Below are 17849 nucleotides of genomic sequence, written 5' to 3' on the forward strand. Positions count from 1 at the left end.
ACCGCGCCCCCGCCCTCCGTTGTACGATGCGTCCAGTTAGTTCAACGTTCAACCAATACCGACCAGGAGGCGGACGCCATGCAGTTCGGGATCTTCACCGTCGGGGACGTCACCACCGACCCCACCACCGGTACGACGCCGAGCGAGCACGAGCGGATCAAGGCCACCGTCGCCATCGCGCGGAAGGCCGAGGAGGTCGGGCTCGACGTCTTCGCGACCGGTGAGCACCACAACCCGCCGTTCGTCCCCTCGTCCCCGACCACCACGCTCGCCTACATCGCGGCGCAGACGAAGAGCATCGTCCTGTCGACCTCGACCACGCTGATCACCACCAACGACCCGGTGAAGATCGCCGAGGATTACGCGACGCTCCAGCACCTCACGGACGGCCGCATGGACCTGATGATGGGGCGCGGGAACACCGGCCCGGTGTACCCGTGGTTCGGCAAGGACATCCGCCAGGGCATCCCGCTCGCCATCGAGAACTACGCCCTGCTGCACAAGCTGTGGCGGGAGGACGTCGTGGACTGGGAGGGCAAGTTCCGCACGCCGCTCCAGTCGTTCACCGCGACCCCGCGCCCCCTGGACGGCGTGCCGCCGTTCGTCTGGCACGGCTCCATCCGCTCGCCGGAGATCGCCGAGCAGGCCGCGTACTACGGCGACGGCTTCTTCCACAACAACATCTTCTGGCCCATGGAGCACACGAAGAAGATGGTGCGGCTGTACCGGCAGCGGTACGCGCACTACGGCCACGGCACCGCCGAGCAGGCGATCGTCGGCCTCGGCGGCCAGGTGTTCATGCGGAAGAACTCGCAGGACGCGGTACGCGAGTTCCGCCCGTACTTCGACAACGCGCCGGTCTACGGCCACGGGCCCTCACTGGAGGACTTCACCCGGCAGACGCCCCTGACCGTGGGCTCCCCGCAGGAGGTCATCGAGCGGACGCTGACCTTCCGCGACGCCGTCGGCGACTACCAGCGCCAGCTGTTCCTGATGGACCACGCGGGGCTGCCGCTGAAGACCGTCCTCGAACAGCTCGACATCCTCGGCGAGGAGGTCGTCCCCGTGCTGCGCAAGGAGTTCGCCGCCCTGCGCCCGGTCGGCGTCCCCGAGACCGCCCCGCTGCACCCCGCCTACGCCGCCACGAAGGAGAGCTGACCGTGTTCGCCACCGAACCCGTGAGGATCGTCGCCGTATCGGCCGGCCTCAGCAGCCCGTCCTCGACCCGGCTGCTGGCCGACCGGCTGTCCGCCGCCGCCCGGGAGCGGATCGAGGCCGCGCAGGACCGCCCGGTCGACGTCCGGGTGATCGAGCTCCGCGACCTGGCCGCGGACATCGCGAGCCACCTGGTGTCCGGCTTCCCGCCGCCCGCCCTGGAGGACGCGCTCGCCGCGGTGACGGGCGCCGACGGGCTGATCGCGGTCACGCCGGTGTTCACCGCCTCGTACAGCGGCCTGTTCAAGTCCTTCTTCGACCTGGTCGAGAACACCGCGCTGACCGGCAAGCCCGTGCTCGTCGCCGCCACCGGCGGCACGCCCCGGCACTCGCTGGTCCTGGAGCACGCGATGCGCCCGCTCTTCGCCTACCTGCGCGCCGTCACCCTGCCGACCTCGGTCTACGCGGCGTCGGAGGACTGGGGCGCGAGCGGTGACGAGTACACCGAGGGGCTGCCCGCCCGCATCCGGCGCGCGGGCGGGGAGCTGGCCGACGCCGTCACCGGCGGCCGTGCGGTCTCCGGTGCGACCAGGACGCCCGGTCTGGACGACGAGGTCGTCCCGTTCGAACAGCAGCTCGCGGCCCTGCGCCCGGCCTGACTGTCCGGACCACCGCAAATCGCCATTTCGCCCGTTTTGACTAGAGTCGTACGGGAAGACGTGTGCGAGCGGGACCGAGCACAGCCGCAGAACCCAGCTGGAGGCAGAGATGGGCAGGATCGTGGTGGGCGTCGACGGCTCCGAGTCGTCGGTCAAGGCACTGCACTGGGCCGTGCGCCAGGCGGAGCTGACCGGTGACACGGTGGAGGCCGTCAACAGCTGGGAGTACCCCGCCACCAGCTGGGCGTCGATGATGCCGGGCCTCCCGGAGGACTTCGACCCCCAGGCCATGGCCACGGTGTCGCTCACCGAGACGCTGGAGGAGGCGCTGGGCGCCGAGGGCGCCGCCGCCGTCAGCAAGGTCGTCGTGATCGGCAACCCGGCGCAGGCCCTGCTGGACCGGTCGGAGGGCGCGAACCTGCTGGTGGTGGGTGCGCGCGGGTACAGCGGCTTCAAGGCGACCCTGCTCGGCTCGGTCAGCCTGCACGTCACCCAGCACGCCTCGTGCCCGGTGACCGTCGTCCGCGCCTGACCCCGTACGGCTGTGGGCCCCGCACCACACGTGGTGCGGGGCCCACCCGCGTCCTCACAGCTCCACGACGTCCGCCACCGCACACGCCACGTTGTCCGGCGCGCCGGCCGCCTCCGCGAGCCCGATCAGCGCGCCCACGGCGGCCTCGGGCCCGTCCGCCGCCGCCAGCACCCGCGCCAGCTCCCCGCCGTCCACGACCGCCGAGAGCCCGTCCGAGCACAGCAGGTAGCGGTCGCCGGGCAGCGCGTCCCGGACGTCCACATCGGGCCCGCCGTACGGGCCGTCACCGGAGAGCGCCCTGAGGAGCATCGCCCGCTGCGGGTGCGAGAACGCCTCCTCCTCCGTCAGCGAACCGTCGTCGACCATCGACTGGACCAGGCTGTGGTCGTGCGTGATCCGGAACAGCTCGCCCCCGCGCAGCAGGTACGCCCGCGAGTCCCCGATGTGCACCAGGCCCAGCCGCGAGCCCGTCCACATCATCGCCGTGAGCGTCGTTCCCGACTCCTCCGGCGCCCCGCCGCCCCCGCTCCCCGCCACCGCGTCCCGCACCGCGAGCGCCACCCGCTCCGCCGCGTCGTGCAGGCTGTTCAGCAGCTCGGCCGCCGGCACCGCGCCCGGTGCGAACGGCTTCAGGGCCTCGATCGCCGCCGTGCTGGCCCCCGCCCCGCCCGCGCCGAACCCGTCGGCGACCGCGAGCAGCCGGGCCCCGGCATGGACCGCGTCCTGGTTGGTCTCGCGCACCGCCCCCGTGTCGGTGCGGGCCGCGTAGCGGAAGCCGAGTGTGCCCACCGATGTCATGACGTCCTCCGTCGACAGCTGGTCGATGAGGAAGGCCGCGAGATCACGGCGGGCCGCCGTCTCCGCCTCGACCCGCGCCCAGTACGCCCGGATCGCCGCGGCGGCCGCACCGGACTCCAGCGCGATCACCTCCCTGATCCGGGCGAGCGGCATCCCGATCCGGCGCAGCCAGGCCACCAGCCGGGCCGCCCGCACCTGCGCCGGGTCGTAATACCGGTAGCCGTTCACCGGGTCGACCAGGGCCGGCGGGAGCAGGCCGAGCTCGTCGTAACGGCGCAGCGCCTTCGCGGACAGCCGGGACAGCCGGGCGAACGCCCCGATCGTCACCAGCTCCGCTCCGGGGCCCCGCCCCTGCCCGTCCTCCGTCACCGCACGCCTCCTCATACCGGGCGGACTTCCCGCCCCGGCACACCCGATCCTTGGCCTTCCCCCATGGAGAAGGTCAAGGACCGAGGACGCGCGGGCGGGCGCGGGCGTCACTCCCGCGTGTAGAAGTAGTAGTACGCGGCGAGCAGTCCGCCGAGTCCGAGGATCAGCCCGATCACCGACGCCGACAGGATGCTCGCGCCGGAGAGGCTGTAGAGGAAGCCGATCGAACCGCCGGTCAGCACCCCGTACGCGGCGGCCCGCAGCTCGCGCGGCAGCCGGTTCTGCATCCGGCCGAGGCCGAAGCAGAGCACCGCGAGAACGGCGCCGGAGACCAGTCCGAGGGCGAGCCTGGTGCCCGTGAGCACCCCGCCGCCACGGACGATGGCGGTCGCGTAGCAGCCCATGATCAGGCCGAGCGCGGCCGGGATCGCCCAGCTGAGGACCGGGCGGTGCCGGGCGGGTGTCGCATGCCTCCCGCGTGCCGGCACCGAAGCGTGTGCGGCCATGGCAGAGAGCTCCTTCCGTCACCCCCGCTTTCCCTCCAGAGCACACCTGGTCGGGCCGCCCGGCAACTCGGATGGCCCACGGCCCGGGGCGCCGCGGCGCCATCCGGGATTCCCTGGAGGGGTGCGGACGTACTTCTCGGTGGCCCTGTCGGCGGTACTGCTGGTGCTGCTGGCCGTCCTGGTGCCGCTGAGCGCGCTGTCCGCCTGGGTCGACCTGGAGATCGACGACACGGACCGTTACGTGGCCGCCGTCGCCCCGCTCGCCGACGACCCGGAGGTGCGGAGCACCGTCGCCGACCTGATCACCGACGGCGCCATGAAGCAGATCGACGTGGGGCCGCTCCAGGACACCGTCCGCGACTTCCTGCACCAGGCCGTGGAGTCCTTCACCACCACGGACGCGTTCCAGGACGCCTGGACCGCCGCCAACCGCACCGCCCACGAGACGGTCACCGCCGCGCTGGACGGGCAGAGCGGCGAGAGCGTCACGATCGACCTGGCCCCCGTCACGGAGCAGGTGAAGCGGAACCTGGTGGACAACGGGGTGCCGTTCGCCGATCAGATCCCCGTCCAGCACACCGACATCCAGCTGGTCTCCGCCGACCGCGCGGACCAGCTGCGGCAGAGCTTCCAGTGGCTGCGGACCGCGAGCGTGTGGCCGGCCGTCGGCACGGTCGTCTTCGCGCTGCTCGCCGTCGCGCTCGCCTGGATGCGCGGCGGACCCGGCCGCCGGGCCCGCGCCCTGGCCGCGCTGGCCGGCACCGCCGTGACGGGCGCGGGCTTCGCACTCGGCGCGCTGGTGCTGCGCGGGGCGCTGGCGCTGGCCCGTGACCGGGTGCTCGACGAGGTCCCGGACAGCGACACCGGCGCCGCCGCGGCCGTGTACGACGCGCTGACCTCCTCGCTGCGCACCACGGTGTGGATCGTCTTCGGCCTGGGCCTGGCCGTCGCGGTGTGCGCGGTGGCGGCCCGGATCTGGGCCCAGCGGGTGCTGCCGGCACCGGCGCCGGCGGAATGACGCGGCCGCTCCCGCCGGAGCGGCACGACTGGGAGGTGTACGGATGCGAGCCATCGCCGTCAGCGCGCTGCGGGCCGACCCGGTGCTGGTCGAACTGCCCAAGCCGGAGCCACGGCCCGGCGAGGTCCGGGTGCGGATCGAATACGCGTCGCTCAACCCGCTGGACTGGCAGGTCGCGGACGGCTCGGCCGGGGGACTCGCCCCGGCGCCCCGGGCCTTCCCGTTCGTCGTCGGCGTGGACTACGCGGGCCGCGTCGACATGATCGGCGGCGGCGACAACCGCTTCCGGGTGGGGGACCCGGTCTTCGGACGGGCGGACGTGGCCGACACGTACGGTGCCTACGGGGAGTACCTGTGCGTGCGTCAGGACTCCGCCATCACCCTCGTTCCGCGTGGCCTCGACGCCCGGGCCGCCGCCGCACTGCCGTCCGCCGGGACGGCCGCCGCGCAGATCCTGGAGGCGGTGGCGCTGCGCGGCCACGAGACCCTGCTGGTCGTCGGGGCGGCGGGCGGGATCGGCTGCTGTCTGACCCAGCTCGCCCGGGCCCGCGACGTCCGCGTCATCGCGGCGGTGCGCGGTGACGAACGGTCCAGGATGGGGTCGTTGGGCGCCGCCGCCTCGGTGGACCTCACGGCCGGCCCGCCCGCCGACGCGCTCCGGAGGGCCTGCCCGGACGGCATCGACGCGCTGGCCGACCTGGCGTCGGCGGCGCCGGACGCGTTCGCGGCGCACGCGGCGGGGGTCCGGCCGGGCGGCATCGCGCTCTCCACCCGGGGCGCCGCCGCCGGGGCCCGGCTGCCCGAGGGCGTCAGGGGCGTCGACTTCCGTCTCGACCCGAGCCCGGTCCTGCTCGACGTGCTGGCGGCGGGCGCGGCGGACGGCATCCTGCGCGTGCCGGTCGACGCCGAAGTGCCGTTGGCGGAGGCGCCGTCGGCCCTGGCGCGCAACCGGGCGGGCGGGGCGCGCGGCAAGACGGTGATCGCGCTGCACGGCTGAGACCGGCCGCCGGATGCGCGCCGGCTACTCCGCCGGGCCGGGGCCCGTTCCGCGCAGCCGGTCCATCTCGCGGCGGTCCCGCTTCGTGGGCCTCCCCGCGCCCCGGTCGCGTACCGGGACCTGGATCGCGGTCTCACGCGGTGGCGGGGGCGGGCTGTTGTCGAGGAAGCACTCGGCGGCCACGGGCGGGCCCACCCGCTTCTTCACCAGCTTCGACACGACGACGATCCGGTCCCGGCCCGCATGGCGGAGCCGTACCTCGTCACCGACCCGCACCGACTGCGCGGGCTTGGCACGTTCGCCCGCGACCTTCACATGACCCGCACGGCAGGCGGCAGCGGCCTGCGCCCGGGTCTTCGTGAGCCGGACCGACCAGATCCAGACATCGACCCGGACACTGCCCGCCGTCTGCGGAGCCTCACCCGAAACCATGCGTCCGACTGTAGGCGGTGGGCCCGGACGGTACGTCCCCGCGTCAACTCGACGCCCACGCGGTGCAGGTGACGTGGGAGGTCGGTGAACGCCCGTGCGGGGCCTCAGGACTCGGTCCGGGCTCGGTTCGCTCTCGGTTGTCCCACATGCGGGCCGTGCCGCCGAACGCCCTTATCCGGCCGCTAACCTTACGTATCCGCCCTGGCCAGGGATCAATTCCCGCAGTACGGACATTCATCGCACCCAACTCATGCGAAAGGCTCGCCCATGGGCATTCGGAGCTTGCTGCGCAAGGTGTTCGGCCGTGACCGCACGGAACAGGACGACCCGACGACGGCCACGGTCCCGCCCCAGGGCGAGCACGCGAGTGCCACGGCGCCGGAGCCGGAGCCGGACGAGGCACCCGTCAGGATCTCGGTGCCCGCCCCCGCGTCGTCCGACGAGACCACGAAGGCGTCGGACGAGGACGCCAAGGCGTCGGACCTGGTGGCCGCGGCCTTCGACAAGCCGTCCACGCCCACGGTCCCGGCCCAGGGCAAGGGCCCGGACACGGCGGCGCCGGAGGCCGAGGCCCCGGCGGCGGCCACCGCGGCGGAGGCGCCCGAGGCGGAGCCGGAGGCGCCCGCGCCCGCGCCGGCGGCCGAGGCCCCTGAGCCCGTCGCAGAGCCGGAGGCCCGCGAGGCGGCGGCGAAGGCCGAGACCCCCGAGCCCATCGCGGACCCCGAGCCTGTCGCGGCCACGGAGACCCCCGAGCCGGAGCCGGTCATCGCGAGCGAGACCCCGGAGCCGGCGCCGGTCGCCGAGCCGGAGCCCGTCGCGGCGCCCGAGCCGAAGGCGTCCGCCGAGCCGGAGGCCGAACCGGCCCCCGTCGCGACACCCGAGCCGGCCGCCGAGGCCCCCGCGCCGATCACCATCGACATGGACCCGGAGCCCGAGGCGGCCACGGCCGCCCCCGCCGCCCCCGGCAAGCCCGCGCTCACCCTCGCCAAGGTCAAGGCGCGGGCGCCCGAGCTGGCCGGGGCGTACAAGGCGGCGCAGGCCGGGCTGAAGGCGCACGGGCTGACCGGGCTGCGCGCCACCGTCTACCTGGTCCTGGACCGCTCCGGCTCCATGCGCCCGTTCTACAAGGACGGCAGCGCCCAGCACCTCGGCGACCGCACGCTCGCGCTCGCCGCGCACCTGGACGAGAGCGCCACCGTGCAGGTCGTGTTCTTCTCGACCGACATCGACGGCACCGGCACGGTGGAGCTGGACGGCCACGAGGGCCGGATCGACGCCCTCAACGCGGAGCTCGGCCGGCTCGGCCGCACGAACTACCACCGCGCGGTCGAGGAGGTCGTCGCGCACTACGAGAAGTCCGGAGCGACCGGCCCCGCACTGGTGGTCTTCCAGACGGACGGGCCCCCGGACGTCCGGCAGGCCGCCCGCCAGGCGCTCGACGCGGCGGCCCGGCTGCCGCTGTTCTTCCAGTTCGTCGCGTTCGGCGAGAAGGACGCCAAGGGCTTCGACTTCCTGCGGAAGCTGGACGCCCCGAACACCGGCTTCTTCCACGCCGGCCCCACCCCCGGCAAGGTACCGGACACCACGTTCTACCGGGAACTGCTGGCCGCGCTCCCCGCCTGGGTGGCCACGCGTTCCTGAGACGCCGGCAGACGTACGGTCACGGCGAGCCCGCCCTTGGGCCCCGGCACCGCCGTGACCGTACCGTCGTGGGCCAGCGCGATGGACCGCACGATCGACAGGCCGAGGCCCGAGCCCGGCCCCATCCGGTCCCGGCCCTCCCCCCGGCGGAACGGCTCGAACAGCCCGGGGATGTCCGCCGCGTCCACCACGGGGCCGGTGTTGCGGACCTCCAGCAGGACCCCGCCGCCGGCCGGGACCACCGAGACCCCGACGCTTCCGCCGGGCACGTTGTACGTCACCGCGTTGGCCAGCAGGTTCGCCACCAGCTGGGCCAGCAGCAGCCGGTTCCCGCGCACCGGGCAGGGCCGGGTGTCCAGCCGGACGTCCGGGCGCCGGGCCGCCTCCTCCGCCACCACCCGGGCCAGGTCCACCGGTTCCCGCTCGCTCTTGTCGAGCCCCCGCTCGCTGCGGGCCAGGACGAGCAGCCCGTCGATGAGCCGTTCGCTGCGCCGGTTGTTGTCCAGGAGCGTCTGCCGGGTGCGGACGAGGTCCTCCGGCGTGGGGTCGTCCAGGCCGACCTGGATCGCCGCGCGCTGGGTGGCCAGCGGGGTGCGCAGCTCGTGCGAGGCGTTGGCGATGAACCGCCGCTGGCTGTCGAAGGCCCGCTCCAGCCGGGCCAGCAGCGCGTCGAGGGTGTCGCCCAGCTCCTTCAGCTCGTCGTCGGGGCCACTGGAGGCGATCCGCTCGTGGAGCGTGTGGGCGGAGAGCTTGCGCGCCTTGGCGGTCATGGTGTGCACGGGCCGCAGCACCCGGCCCGCCGTCCACCAGCCGACGCCCACCGCACAGGCCGTCATCATCAGCAGCGCGGCGGCGGACCAGATGAGCAGCTGGTGGCCGGCCGCGTCGCTGACGTGGTCGGTGAGGTCGTAGACGCTCGGCGGACCGAGGCGGCGGCGGCTGACGAGCGGACCGTTGACCGCGTAGCCGGGCTGGACCACGACGGCGGTGTCCGCGATGGCGCGCGCCTGCGAGTTCGTACCGGCGCGGGAGGCCAGATTGACCGTGGCCAGCAGGGCTGTGCCGAGGACCAGGAAGACCCCGCCGTAGACGAGGGCGATCCGGGTCCTGATCGTGGAGTGCGGCAGGCGCGCCGGGCGCTTCACAGTGCGTACCCCACGCCCTGCACGGTGCGGATCACGGCCGGCTCACCGAGCTTGCTCCGCAGTTTGCTCATGCAGACCCGGACGGCACCGGAATGGGGCATCTCCCTGCTCGAACGCAGTTGAGAGCTTGGGGAAGGGTCGGCGTTGGCGTCCCAGGCCCGTTCCAGCAGCTCCTCCGCGCTGACCGTCCCGCCGTCCGCCTCAAGGAGCAGCTGGAGCACCGTGAACTCCTTCGGGGACAGGTCCAGGTCCCGCCCGTCCCGGGTCGCCGACCGCCGTACGGTGTCGAGCCGGATGCCGTACCGCTCCAGCTGCGGCGGTACGGGGCGGGCGCTGCGCCGCCGCAGGGCGCGTACGCGGGAAACCAGTTCCGGGAACTCGAACGGCTTGCCCAGATAGTCATCGGCGCCCAGGTCGAGCCCGGCGACCCGGTCCTCCATGGAACCGGCGGCCGTCAGCATCAGAATCCTGGTCCGGGAGCCGGAGGCGACGAGCCCGCGGGCCACGTCGTCACCGTGCACCCGGGGCAGATCGCGGTCCAGCACGACCACGTCGTAGTCGTGCAGCCCCAGGTACGCCTGGGCGGCATCACCGCTGTACACCGTGTCGACGGCGAAGCCCGCCCGCCGCAGCCCGGTGGCGACCAGCTCCGCGAGGATCTCCTCGTCCTCGGCGACCAGTACCCGCATCGTGATGTCCCTCGCCTCGTGCCTGCGTGTCCACTCCCTCTCAGGATGCCTTCTCGATACGTGAAGCGGAGCTCTCCGGCCGGGAAGGATCAGCGGCCCAGCGACTCCGCGTCCCCCATCACGATGACGGGCGCCATGGCCGGGTCGAGGGTGCCCAGGAGTTCCTTCATCCGGTCCTCGGTGACCGAGACACAGCCCTGGGTCGGCCCTCCGTGGTCCACGTGCACCCAGATCCCGCCGCCGCGCTCCTCGCCGAGGGGACGGGTGTGGTCGAGCGGGGAGGTGCCGGGCAGGCGGTTGTAGTCGATGGCGACGACGTAGTCGAAGGACCCCTCCAGCGGCTCACCGTGGAACCCCTCGCCCGTCACGGCGAAGTCCGGGCTCAGGTCGTACGGGAGCGCCGTGTCCGGGGGCGCGAGGCGGCCCCCCGCCGCGGTGAGCGTGAAGACCCCGACGGGTGAGCGCAGGTCGCCCTCCCAGTGCTCCCCGGTCCAGCCGTTGAGGGCGTTGTGGGCGGGCCAGGGGCCCAGCGTGGCGCGCCAGCCCGGCCCGGCGGGCCCGTCCCGGGTGTAGAGGACGGCGGTCGACCGGTTGGAGTCCACCGAGTCCCCGGTCACCACGAACGCCTGCCGCGCCGTGGCCGGGACCGCCGCCCGGGTCTTCGGTCCGAGGCCGGGCAGTTCCGTGGGCTGCGGCGAGGCCGCCGGGGCCGACGGCACGGGCGGCACCTCTCGCGAGGGCCCCCCGGCGGCGGCCCCGGGCGGCCCGGGTACGCCGTCGATCCGCGCCCGCTCGGTGGCGGCACCGCTCATGTCCGTACCGGCGAAGCCACCCGCCCCGCAGCCGGTGAGCAGCGCGAGCAGGACCAGGGAGCAGACGACGTGCGGCAGGCGCAGGGGCAGGGGTGCGCGCGAAGGGGGCACGGGCACGGAGGGCTCCTCAGCAGTGGGTGCGCCGGTGTCGGCCCAGCCAGTCATTGCCGCCCGCGTCACCGCCCAATCCGGGGCGGGGCCCATCCGGCCGTAGCCGTTCAGGTGATTCCTGTGCTTCATCGGAACCGCTCGAAGCCCTCTCGGCGTCCGTCACGCGAACAGCCCCCGGCCAGTGGCGGCCGGGGGCTGTTTCACGTGAAACAGGCCGAGCTACTTCTGCGCGTCCTTCGTCGGCGCGGCCGGCTTGCGGAGCTGGATGTTGAGCTCGCGGAGGCGGGTCTCCTCCAGGACGGTGGGCGCGCCCATCATCAGGTCCTGGGCGTTGCCGTTCAGCGGGAAGGCGATCGTCTCGCGGATGTTCGGCTCGTCGGCGAGCAGCATCACGATGCGGTCGACGCCCGGGGCGATGCCGCCGTGCGGCGGAGCGCCGAGGCGGAACGCCTTGAGCATGCCCGCGAACTCCTTCTCGACCGTCTCGCGGTCGTAGCCGGCGATCTCGAACGCCTTGATCATCAGCTCGGGCTCGTGGTTCCGGATGGCGCCGGAGGACAGCTCGATGCCGTTGCAGACGATGTCGTACTGCCAGGCGAGGATGTCCAGCGGGTCCTTCTCCTCCAGGTCCTTCAGGCCGCCCTGGGGCATCGAGAAGGGGTTGTGGGAGAAGTCGATCCGGCCGGTCTCCTCGTCCTTCTCGTACATCGGGAAGTCGACGACCCAGCAGAACCGGAAGACGCCCTCCTCGAAGTGGCCGGCCCGCTTGGCGGCCTCGACGCGGACGGCGGACATGATCTTGGAGACCTCGTCGAACTCGCCGGCGCCGAAGAAGACGGCGTGGCCCGGGACGAGCGCGAGCCGCTCGGTGAGCGTCTTGACGTCGGTCTCGGTGAGGAACTTGGCGATCGGCCCGGCCAGCGTGCCGTCCTCGCCGACGCGGACCCAGGCGAGGCCCTTGGCACCGTGCTCCACGGCGTACTCGCCGAGTCCGTCGAAGAACTTGCGGGACTGGCCCGCCGTGTCCGGCACCGGGAGGGCGCGGACGTGCTTGCCGGCGAACGCCTTGAACTCCGAGTCCGCGAAGACGTCGGAGATGTCGACCAGCTCCAGCTTGGCGCGCAGGTCCGGCTTGTCGTTGCCGTACTTCAGCATCGACTCGCGGAACGGGATGCGCGGGAACGGCGAGGTGACGTGGCGGCCGTTGCCGAACTCCTCGAAGAGCTCGGTCATCAGCTTCTCGATCGGCTGGAAGACGTCCTCCTGCTCCACGAACGACATCTCGACGTCGAGCTGGTAGAACTCGCCGGGCGAGCGGTCGGCGCGGGCGTCCTCGTCGCGGAAGCAGGGCGCGATCTGGAAGTAGCGGTCGAAGCCGGAGATCATCAGCAGCTGCTTGAACTGCTGCGGGGCCTGCGGCAGCGCGTAGAACTTGCCGGGGTTCAGCCGGGACGGGACGACGAAGTCACGGGCGCCCTCGGGGGAGGTCGCGGTGAGGATCGGGGTCGCCATCTCGTTGAAGCCGAGGGCCACCATCTTGGAGCGGATCGAGGCGATCACGGCGGAGCGCAGCATGATGTTGCGGTGCATGCGCTCGCGGCGCAGGTCCAGGAAGCGGTACTCCAGGCGCCGCTCCTCGTTCACACCGTCCTCGGCGTTGATCGTGAAGGGCAGCGGGCCGGCCTCGCCCAGCACCTCGACCTCGGAGACCTCGATCTCGATCTCGCCGGTCGGCAGGTCCGGGTTGACGTTCTCGGCGCCGCGCGCGGAGACCTTGCCGTCGATGCGGACGACGGTCTCCTTGGTGAGCTTCGCCAGGGCCTCGTTGCCCGGCGTGCCGGGGCGGGCGACGAGCTGCACGAGACCGTAGTGGTCGCGCAGATCGATGAAGAGGATGCCGCCCAGGTCTCGGCGATTGTGCAGCCAGCCGCTCAGCCGGACGTCGGTGCCGACGTCAGAGGCGCGGAGCTCGCCGCAGGTGTGGGACCTGTACCGATGCATCGTCGTTCATCCAGTCTTCGCGGTTGGGGGAGATTCAGCCCTCCCAGGCTACCGCCCGCGACCTGAGCGCTTCATTGTCATGGTCCGCATCGAGATCGTCCGTGACCCCGCACCCGCGCCCCAGGCTCGCATGCCGGTTTAAAGTGGGGCAATGCGCACCGAGGACGTGCTGGCCGCGACCGCGACCGGGCTGTGGCGCTGGGACAACGGAGCCGGGACGGTCACGCTCGACGCGGAGGCCGCCCGTCTCCTTGAGCTGCCCGCCGAGCCCGGCGTCTTCCGCGAGTCGGAGGTCCGCTCCCGCTTCCACCCCGTCGACTGGAACGAGATCGCCGGGGTGATCAGCCTCGCCGTGGCCGAGGGCACCCTGGCGGAGGCCCGGCTGCGCATCGTGGACGGCAGCGGCCGGGTCCTGCGCACCGTGCGCAGCCGCTCCAAGCCGGTCCCGGCCGGCGAGGGTCGCGAGGACTACGTGCTCATCGGCACGCTCCAGGAGGTCGCCGAGCCCCCGCCGGGCACCGTCGGGACGCACACCGCCATCACCGGCGACTGGCGGCGCTCCCGCGAGGCGTTCCTGCTGGACGCGGGTCGGGCCCTGGCGGAGGCCGGGTCCACCACGGAGGTGCTGCGGGTCGCGTACTCGCTCTCCATGCCCGGGTTCTCGCCGGACGGCCTCGCGGTCTTCGGCGTCGAGGGCGAGCGGCTGACCGTCGTCGGGCAGCACGGGCACTCCCTCAGCGACGAGGGGCCGTTCACCGAGATGCCGCTGGACACGGACTACCCGGCCGCCGAGGTCGTCCGGACGGGCCGGGCGATCTATCTGCCCACGCCCGAGGACTACCGGGCCCGCTACCCCGCCACCTGGCCGCTGGCCCAGCGGTTCGGGCGCCGCTCCTGGGCCTTCCTGCCGCTGATCGTGTCCGGCCGCACGATGGGCACCTGGATGGCCGGCTTCCGGCACCCGGTGGCGTTCTCGCCGGACGAGCGGTCGGTGCTGACGACCGTGGCCCGGATGCTCGCCCAGGCGCTGGCCCGGGCGGGCGCCGCGGACACGGAGCGGGAGCTGTCGCTGGGCCTCCAGCGCACGATGATGCCCTCGCTCGGCCCGGACATCCCCGGCATGACCGTGGCGGCGCGCTATGTGCCGACCGGCGGCGGCCTCCAGGTCGGCGGCGACTGGTACGACCTGATCCCGCTGCCCAGCGGTCGCATCGCCCTCGTGATCGGCGACGTCCAGGGCCACGACGTGCGGGCGGCGGGCCTCATGGGCCAGCTCCGGATCGCGCTGCGCGCCTACGCCTCCGAGGGCCACCGTCCCGACGCGGTGCTGGCGCGCGCCTCGCGCTTCCTCTCCGGCCTCACCGACCCCGGCGAGGACGACGAGGCCACGGCCGCGCGGTTCGCGACCTGCCTGTACGCGGAGGCCGACCCGGAGTCCGGGGTGCTGGACATCGCACGGGCCGGCCACCCCGACCCCGTGATGATGACCGCCGACGGCACCGCCGTCATCCGGCAGACCGAGGGCGGGCTGCCCCTGGGCGTGGAGGCGGACGCGGACTACCCGACAACGCGGATCGTCCTGGAGGCCGGGGAGACGATCATGCTCTGCACGGACGGGCTGATCGAGACCGGCGGCCACGACCTCTCCTCCGGCTGGACCCGGCTCCGGCCGATCCTGGAGCGGCACACCGGGGACCTGGAGAAGCTGGCGGACGCCCTGGTGCAGGCGGTGCACGGGCCCGGCTCGCACTACACGACCGGGCCGCTCGCGGACCGGCGCGAGGACGACGTCGCGGTCCTGCTGCTGCGCCGCGAGGGCACCGTCACCTCCCCGGCGGCGCCCCGGCGGACCGCGCTCTCCATCGCCCAGGCCGAACCGGAGCGGATCTCGACGGCCCGGCAGCTGCTGCGGGAGCTGCTGCACGACTGGGCGGACCCCGATCAGGTCGACGCGGCGGTGCTGCTGCTCTCCGAGGTCGCCACGAACGTCCTGGTGCACACGGACGGGGACGCGCTGATGGTCGCCCAGGCGACCGGGACGCCGGGGGAACGGTGTCTGCGGGTGGACGTGTCCGACGGCAGCGACGAGCTGCCGCACAAGCGGCGGCCGGGCGAGATGGCCTCCAGCGGCCGGGGCCTGGTGCTGATGGAGATGCTCGCGCACAAGTGGGGGGTCGATCCGCGCGGTGCGGGCAAGTCGATCTGGTTCGAGCTGAACGAGGCCGAGCACCCGGAACCGGCGTTCCCCGACCTGGACCTGGACTAGGGCCTCCCGCGCCCGTCCGGCGCGACGCGACCACCGGCGCGGAGTTCGCCGATGATGCCGAAGGCCGCCGCGCAGAGCGGGACGGCGAGCAGCATGCCGAGGATGCCCGCGACGCTCGCGCCCGCCGTCAGGGCGACGAGGATCATCGCGGGGTGCATCTGGACCGTTCGGCTCTGGATCATCGGCTGGAGGATGTGGCCCTCCAGCACCTGGACGGCGAGCACCACGCCGAGCGCCCAGAGCGCGATCGCGAACCCCCGGTCCGCGAGGGCCACCAGCACGGCCACCGCACCGGAGATGAACGCGCCGAGGTACGGGATGTAGGCGCCGACGAGCACCAGCGCGCCGAGCCCCACCGCGCCCGGCACCCGCAGGATCAGCAGCCCGACCGTGATGCAGACGGCGTCGATCAAGGCGATGAGCGTCGTCCCGCGCATGAAGCCCTCGACGGCCTCGAAGGCCCGCCGGCCCATCGCCTCGACCATGTCGCCGGTGCCGCGCGGGGCGACGGTGTGGGCGAGGTGCGCGGCCCGGTCCGCGTCGCGCAGGAAGAAGAAGGTCAGCAGCAGGGCCAGGACGCTGGTCGCGACGAGGGAGCCGATGACGCTGATGCCGGTGAGGAGCCCGCCCGCCGCGGTGGCGCCGAACTTCTCGACGAGTTTGCGGCCGCTGGTCTCCAGGTCGTTCACGTCGATGTCGTCCGCGACCTGGAAGTGGTCGACCACCCACTGCCCGGCGTCCTTCAGCGACTGGACGATCTGGTCACCGGTCTCCACGAGCGCGGCGACGACGATGTAGCCCGCACCGCCGACCACGGCGAGCAGCACCACGCAGGTGACCGCGGCGGCCAGCGAACGGTTCACCCCGTGGGCGGTCATCCGGCGGTGGACGGGCCCGAGCAGCGCCGTACCGAGCAGGGCGAGCAGCACGGGGGTGACGGCGGTCTTGAGGGCGATGCACAGCCAGACGGCGACGGCGGCGACACCGGCGACCAGCAGGACGACACCGCACCAGGCGGCGGTCCGCCGGGCACCGTCGGGCAGGAGTGGCTTCGGGGTCTGCACCCTGCCAGCCGATCACGGCCCGGCAGCCGTGTCCCGCCCGCGCCGCCGTACGAGTGACGGAGCGTCACACGGCGGCGGCGGGGGCGGAAGCGAGGGTCACATGCCGTGGACGGCCGGCACGGTGCCGAGGCGGCCGGCCTGGAAGTCCTCGAACGCCTGCTTGAGTTCGGCCTGGCTGTTCATCACGAACGGCCCGTAGTGCGCCATCGGCTCGCGGATGGGACGCCCGCCGAGCAGGACGACCTCCAGGTCCGGGGTGTGCCCGTCCTGCTTCTCGTCGGCCCGCACGGTCAGCGAGGAGCCGGCGCCGAAGACGGCGGTCTGGCCCATGTGGACCGGCCGGCGCTCCGCACCGGCGGAGCCGCGTCCGGCGAGCACGTACGCCAGGCCGTTGAAGTCCTCGCGCCACGGCAGCGTCACCTCGGCGCCGGGGCGCACGGTGGCGTGGATCATCGTGATCGGGGTGTGCGTGATGCCGGGGCCCTCGTGGCCGTCCAGCTCACCGGCGATCACGCGGAGCAGCGCGCCGCCGTCCGGGGAGGCCAGCAGTTGGACCTGGCCGCCGCGGATGTCCTGGTAGCGCGGGGCCATCATCTTGTCGGCCTTAGGCAGGTTCACCCAGAGCTGGAGGCCGTGGAACAGGCCGCCGGACATGACCAGGGACTCCGGCGGCGCCTCGATGTGGAGGAGACCCGAGCCTGCGGTCATCCACTGGGTGTCGCCGTTGCCGATGGTGCCGCCACCGCCGTGGGAGTCCTGGTGGATGAAGCTGCCGTCGATCAGGTAAGTCACGGTCTCGAAGCCGCGGTGCGGGTGCCAGGGCGTGCCCTTCGGCTCGCCCGCCGCGTACTCCACCTCACCCATCTGGTCCATCATGATGAACGGGTCAAGGTACTTGTAGTTGATGCCCGCGAAGGCGCGGCGGACGGGGAAGCCCTCCCCCTCGAAACCGCTCGGCGCCGTGGTGACGGCGAGCACGGGGCGGGCCGCGGCGTCGCCGGAAGCGGCCACCTTGGGCAGGGTCAGCGGGTTCTCGACGGTCACTGCGGGCATGGGAGCCACCTCCGGGGGACTGTTCTGCCACCAATTTAGTTGAACGGTGAACATCCTGCAAGGCGCCCGCCATTCCCGCGCGCCCCCGGACAGCCGGAAAGGGGCCCGTACCGAGAGCGGTACGGGCCCCTTTCCGGAAGCCTTCGGGCCGGTGGATCAGCCGTACATGCGGCGCATCGCGAAGTCGACCATCTGCTCGACGGCCTTCGCGTCGAAGACCATCCGGTGCTCGCCCTCCATGTCCAGGACGAAGCCGTAGCCGGTGGGCAGCAGGTCGATCACCTCGGCGCCGGTGATCACGAAGTACTTGGACTCCTTGCCCGCGTACAGCCGCAGCTCCTTGAGCGTGGTGAACATCGGGATCACGGGCTGCTGGGTGTTGTGCAGCGCGAGGAAGCCGGGATTGTCGCCCCGCGGGCAGTAGACCTTCGAGGTCGCGAAGATCTGCTGGAAGTCCTCGGCGGACAGCGAGCCGGTCGTGAAGGCCCGTACCGCGTCACCCAGCGACGGCGGCGAGGGTTCGGGGTACAGCGGCTGCTCGCCGTAGCCGCCCCCCATCGGCTGCTGCGCGCCCTGGTTCTGGTCGTAGCCGTACATGGAA

Annotated in this window: 17 protein-coding genes; 7 read left to right on the top strand and 10 right to left on the bottom strand. The window is 73.0% G+C overall.

Annotated features, from left to right (window positions below):
- The first annotated feature begins 78 nt into the window (after positions 1 to 78).
- From ACFUJY_RS01940 to ACFUJY_RS01950, 3 genes are all read left to right on the top strand, one after another.
- Complete coding sequence (locus tag ACFUJY_RS01940) at positions 79 to 1158, top strand: LLM class flavin-dependent oxidoreductase (protein WP_383293034.1); 1080 nt, start codon at positions 79 to 81, stop codon at positions 1156 to 1158.
- Between the two features lie 2 nt (positions 1159 to 1160).
- Positions 1161 to 1814, top strand: a complete 654-nt coding sequence (locus tag ACFUJY_RS01945) for an FMN reductase (protein ID WP_383293037.1) — start codon at positions 1161 to 1163, stop codon at positions 1812 to 1814.
- 109 nt (positions 1815 to 1923) lie between these two features.
- Entirely contained in the window at positions 1924 to 2346 is a 423-nt protein-coding gene (locus ACFUJY_RS01950) for a universal stress protein (RefSeq protein ID WP_383293040.1), read from the top strand.
- Positions 2347 to 2400: 54 nt separating this feature from the next.
- Here ACFUJY_RS01950 and ACFUJY_RS01955 read toward each other — a convergent pair whose 3' ends face one another.
- Entirely contained in the window at positions 2401 to 3528 is a 1128-nt protein-coding gene (locus ACFUJY_RS01955; RefSeq protein ID WP_383293043.1) for a MerR family transcriptional regulator, read from the bottom strand.
- Between the two features lie 92 nt (positions 3529 to 3620).
- Positions 3621 to 4019 (bottom strand): hypothetical protein, encoded by a 399-nt coding sequence (locus tag ACFUJY_RS01960; protein ID WP_383293046.1) that lies wholly within the window; start codon positions 4017 to 4019, stop codon positions 3621 to 3623.
- Positions 4020 to 4140: 121 nt separating this feature from the next.
- Between ACFUJY_RS01960 and ACFUJY_RS01965 the strand changes: the two genes are divergently transcribed.
- Both ACFUJY_RS01965 and ACFUJY_RS01970 read left to right on the top strand, forming a co-directional pair.
- Entirely contained in the window at positions 4141 to 5037 is an 897-nt protein-coding gene (locus tag ACFUJY_RS01965) for a hypothetical protein (RefSeq protein WP_383293048.1), read from the top strand.
- A 43-nt stretch (positions 5038 to 5080) separates the two neighbouring features.
- Complete coding sequence (locus ACFUJY_RS01970) at positions 5081 to 6034, top strand: NADP-dependent oxidoreductase (RefSeq protein ID WP_383293051.1); 954 nt, start codon at positions 5081 to 5083, stop codon at positions 6032 to 6034.
- Positions 6035 to 6058: 24 nt separating this feature from the next.
- On the opposite strand, the gene ACFUJY_RS01975 is transcribed toward ACFUJY_RS01970, so the two are convergent.
- Complete coding sequence (locus tag ACFUJY_RS01975) at positions 6059 to 6466, bottom strand: RNA-binding S4 domain-containing protein (protein ID WP_383293054.1); 408 nt, start codon at positions 6464 to 6466, stop codon at positions 6059 to 6061.
- Positions 6467 to 6733: 267 nt separating this feature from the next.
- Between ACFUJY_RS01975 and ACFUJY_RS01980 the strand changes: the two genes are divergently transcribed.
- Positions 6734 to 8107, top strand: a complete 1374-nt coding sequence (locus ACFUJY_RS01980; RefSeq protein WP_383293057.1) for a VWA domain-containing protein — start codon at positions 6734 to 6736, stop codon at positions 8105 to 8107.
- Here ACFUJY_RS01980 and ACFUJY_RS01985 read toward each other — a convergent pair.
- The 4 genes from ACFUJY_RS01985 to aspS all read right to left on the bottom strand — a co-directional run bounded on the left by ACFUJY_RS01985 (position 8056) and on the right by aspS (position 12865).
- Complete coding sequence (locus ACFUJY_RS01985; RefSeq protein WP_383293060.1) at positions 8056 to 9252, bottom strand: sensor histidine kinase; 1197 nt, start codon at positions 9250 to 9252, stop codon at positions 8056 to 8058. The genes ACFUJY_RS01980 and ACFUJY_RS01985 overlap by 52 nt on opposite strands.
- Positions 9249 to 9941, bottom strand: coding sequence for a response regulator transcription factor (locus tag ACFUJY_RS01990; protein WP_383293062.1), 693 nt, complete (start codon positions 9939 to 9941; stop codon positions 9249 to 9251). Before ACFUJY_RS01990 ends, ACFUJY_RS01985 begins: the two co-directional genes overlap by 4 nt.
- A gap of 89 nt (positions 9942 to 10030) precedes the next feature.
- Positions 10031 to 10870, bottom strand: coding sequence for a L,D-transpeptidase family protein (locus ACFUJY_RS01995; protein ID WP_383293064.1), 840 nt, complete (start codon positions 10868 to 10870; stop codon positions 10031 to 10033).
- 213 nt (positions 10871 to 11083) lie between these two features.
- Entirely contained in the window at positions 11084 to 12865 is a 1782-nt protein-coding gene (gene aspS / locus ACFUJY_RS02000) for an aspartate--tRNA ligase (RefSeq protein WP_383293067.1), read from the bottom strand.
- 151 nt (positions 12866 to 13016) lie between these two features.
- Between aspS and ACFUJY_RS02005 the strand changes: the two genes are divergently transcribed.
- Entirely contained in the window at positions 13017 to 15131 is a 2115-nt protein-coding gene (locus ACFUJY_RS02005; protein WP_383293070.1) for a SpoIIE family protein phosphatase, read from the top strand.
- Here the strand turns inward: ACFUJY_RS02005 and ACFUJY_RS02010 are convergent.
- From ACFUJY_RS02010 to ACFUJY_RS02020, 3 genes are all read right to left on the bottom strand, one after another.
- Positions 15128 to 16195, bottom strand: coding sequence for an AI-2E family transporter (locus tag ACFUJY_RS02010; RefSeq protein WP_383293073.1), 1068 nt, complete (start codon positions 16193 to 16195; stop codon positions 15128 to 15130). The genes ACFUJY_RS02005 and ACFUJY_RS02010 overlap by 4 nt on opposite strands.
- A 96-nt stretch (positions 16196 to 16291) precedes the next feature.
- Entirely contained in the window at positions 16292 to 17248 is a 957-nt protein-coding gene (locus ACFUJY_RS02015) for a pirin family protein (RefSeq protein ID WP_164402146.1), read from the bottom strand.
- A gap of 156 nt (positions 17249 to 17404) precedes the next feature.
- On the bottom strand, positions 17405 to 17845 hold the full coding sequence (locus ACFUJY_RS02020) for an SseB family protein (RefSeq protein WP_136207169.1): 441 nt from the start codon (positions 17843 to 17845) through the stop codon (positions 17405 to 17407).
- Positions 17846 to 17849: the final 4 nt, after the last annotated feature.

This window comes from Streptomyces sp. NPDC057249 (assembly GCF_042669245.1).
GTDB lineage: Bacteria > Actinomycetota > Actinomycetes > Streptomycetales > Streptomycetaceae > Streptomyces.